This window comes from Blautia sp. HA3515, assembly GCF_059933065.1.
Window position 1 is genome coordinate 1 of the sequence record NZ_JAYFUY010000146.1, and the last position, 3166, is coordinate 3166.

Genomic DNA, 3166 nt, shown 5'->3' on the forward strand with positions numbered 1-3166 from the left:
TTTTTCTTTTTCTTAGAGGAAAAAGTATAAAAGAAGATAATTATATTTGGATAAAAGTAATTGCTATAAGTTACATTTATATTGCTTTTAAGCCTTTTTTCAAATACATAATATCTTTCGGAGGGCTAAGTAACATTGTAAATAAAGTGCCCGGAGCAGTAAGAAATAATTTATATTTAATAAGTATTTCTGTTATTGTTGCATATATTTGGAATCGTATAATTATTTCGGATATAATGAAATGGATTTTTAATAAGTTAAAAATCAATACAACATTTTACGACAATGAATTCGAGATGCTGTCAGATTTTAATAAGGGAGCTTGGATACGAGTATATCTTAAAGATGATGCTGTTGTATATGAAGGTTCCTTAGGATGTAAGGAATTAGAGGACGGAAAACAAAGATATATTTCATTACAAGGTTATTATAAATATTTACTTCAAGATGGAAAACCAGTAGAGCCATATATTGAGGATAATTCATCGAATCCACAAATTGAGGTAATTATATTTTATGATAGCATTAAGAGAATAGAACGATTACAAATAAATTCATGACAAGTATTAGTATAAAGTAAGATGTAATAGATCACAACATAGGCAGCCTCTTCGGGGCTGCTTTTTATTTACATTTTTCCGAAAGAAGGTGACAGTATGGGAGGAAGAGGTGGAAACAGTAGCTTTGAATCTGGCGGTAATGGCGGCGGATTGGATGTAACCAGGGACGGACAGACTACGCGATACTATTTCACAAACCATAATGGCACGAATTATTACCAGCGTGGAGTTGGCGGAATACCGGAACGTACACCAAATAACATGACGGCGAGGGAATTTAAACGGCGGGTAGAGGCTAATGGTGCAACCACAAAAGCTGTATCAAAAGGAGAGCGTAGCAAGGATGAAAAGAGATACAAAGCTGATCGTAGAGCGACAAATGCTTTTCTGGATAGAGAAACAGCATCAAACAGAATGCTTTCCAGTGGATCCAGGGCTGATGCAAAAGTGAATAGGGCGAACCGCAGGCGGAGGGGATAATCATGGGTGACCAAAAAACAAACATTGCTTATGAAAATCTTGGACGCCGTATGTATGAAGGTGTGGGAGATTTTGGCATTCCAAGAGTCAGACCTACACAGATTGATATGCCGCAGGAGTTCATTGGTTTTAATTACGCTGCCAGCACACGGGAAAGATCAGATAGAGGGATCCATTTCTTCGTGGATGATTATCAATTTAACCGTTTATGGGTAAATCCTGATAAATATCTGCCCATGCTGCAACAGTTCCGGTGTGTAATGACACCAGATTTTTCCATGTATACAGACTTTCCTAAAGCGATCCAGATATACAACCATTACCGGAAGCATTGGATAGGTGCATACCTTCAGGAAAATGGAATACAGGTGATTCCTACGATTGGCTGGAGCACTCCTGAAAGCTATGACTGGTGCTTTGATGGAGAACCTACACAAAGTATCGTGGCAGTTTCTTCTGTTGGAACCCAGAACGGCAAAAGGACAAAGGAGCTTTTCGTTTCAGGATACAGAGAAATGGTCAGACGGTTAGAACCGGAAACCATAATTTTCTACGGAAATATCCCAGAAGAGTGCAAAGGGAATATTGTGAGGATCCGGGCATTCCAGGAGAAATTTAAAGAGGCTAAGTGCAATGGGTGGTAGAGGTGCTTCAAGTGGGGTGAGTGAAACCGGAAAAAGGTATAGAACGGAATATAAAACTTTAGCTCAATTTGGAAACGTCAAAGTTGTGAAATATAATGGTGGAAACGCTAGATCCCCAATGGAAACAATGATACCTGGGATGAGTGTATGCAACAGTTGATAAAAACAACGATATTAAATTCATTACATTTCATGACACAAATGGAGAGCGAATAAAGCAGGTTGATGTTAAAGGCAGATCGCATGAGGGTGCATTGCCACATACACATAACGGGTACGAGCATGATGAATATGGGACTTATCCAGGCGTTTCCTCCAAAGACCAGAAAATCATTGATAAGATTCTAAATCAATGGGAAAGACGGCGTAAGAAATTGAATTTGTGATTACGGTATGATATATTTAAAATGCGAGGGCAATAGTTTAAGAATGAGAACGCTGTGGCGGAACGACGATTTCCGAACAACCGCAGAGGTTCCGGTGGAACTCCGGGTGACTTGCCATGAGAGACTCAGAAATGGGTCTCTTTTTGTATGCAGAAATGGAGGTGGTCAGATGGCTACAAACAGGTCGGTCGGAAGACCGCCAAAGTATAAATGCAAAGAGGAAATTGAAGAGAAGATTGACGCATATTTCAAAGAGTGCGAGGGGGAAATCCTGAAAGATGATGAAGGAAAGATTGTTTATAACAAATTTGGAAATCCGGTAATCATTAACCAGAAGCCCCCAACCGTGACCGGACTTGCCCTTGCCCTGGGGTTTACAACCAGGCTGTCCTTGATAAACTACCAGGGCAAAAAGGAATTCATGAACACGATTACGCGTGCAAAGACGATGATCGAGGCATACACAGAAGAAAGACTGTTTGACAGAGAGGGAAGCAACGGGGCTCAGTTCAGTCTGCGGAACAACTTCAAGGGCTGGAATGACCGGCAACCGTCCGAGCTGGATCAGGAAGAGCAGCGTGCACGGATCGCACAGATCAAGGCGCAGACAGACAAGCTTACCGGCAACAACCAGGAGATTGAGGATCTGGATGAGATAGAGGGGGAAATCTATGGCGGCGATAAGTAACTTTGTCAGGAAGAAGACCATCCCTTACCGGTTCTCTGAAAAGCATAAGGATTATATCCGCAGGTGCAAAGAGTGCTCTTACAACGTGGCGGAGGGTGCTGTACGTGCCGGCAAGACTGTTGATAACGTGTTTGCTTTTGCACATGAGTTGAAGACCACACCGGACAGGATCCATCTGGCAACAGGATCTACTATGGCAAACGCAAAGATGAACATAGGGGATTGCAATGGGATGGGTCTTGAATGGATCTTCCGGGGCCAGAGCCACTGGGGAAAGTACAAGGACAATGAAGCACTGTTCATCAAGGGTCCGGCAACACATTACAAACAGAAGATCATAATCTTTGCCGGAGGTGCCAAAGAAGACAGCTACAAGAAAATCCGTGGTAATTCCTACGGAATGTGGAT

Annotated in this window: 5 protein-coding genes and 1 pseudogene; all 6 read left to right on the forward strand. The window is 41.8% G+C overall.

Annotation, left to right across the window (positions count from 1 at the left end; genetic code table 11):
• A partial coding sequence (locus R1Y93_RS11845) for a hypothetical protein (protein WP_500822957.1) occupies positions 1-560 on the forward strand: 560 nt, incomplete at its 5' end.
• A gap of 96 nt (positions 561-656) precedes the next feature.
• Positions 657-1040, forward strand: a complete 384-nt coding sequence (locus R1Y93_RS11850; protein ID WP_500822958.1) for a hypothetical protein — start codon at positions 657-659, stop codon at positions 1038-1040.
• A gap of 2 nt (positions 1041-1042) precedes the next feature.
• A complete protein-coding gene (locus R1Y93_RS11855) occupies positions 1043-1684 on the forward strand; it encodes a DUF4417 domain-containing protein (protein WP_500822959.1) in 642 nt (213 codons plus the stop codon).
• Between the two features lie 143 nt (positions 1685-1827).
• Entirely contained in the window at positions 1828-2070 is a 243-nt protein-coding gene (locus tag R1Y93_RS11860) for a hypothetical protein (RefSeq protein ID WP_500822960.1), read from the forward strand.
• Between the two features lie 169 nt (positions 2071-2239).
• On the forward strand, positions 2240-2758 hold the full coding sequence (locus R1Y93_RS11865) for a terminase small subunit (RefSeq protein ID WP_368190445.1): 519 nt from the start codon (positions 2240-2242) through the stop codon (positions 2756-2758).
• A pseudogene (locus R1Y93_RS11870) lies at positions 2742-3166 on the forward strand (PBSX family phage terminase large subunit); the annotation flags it as partial. The gene R1Y93_RS11865 and the pseudogene R1Y93_RS11870, both read left to right, overlap by 17 nt.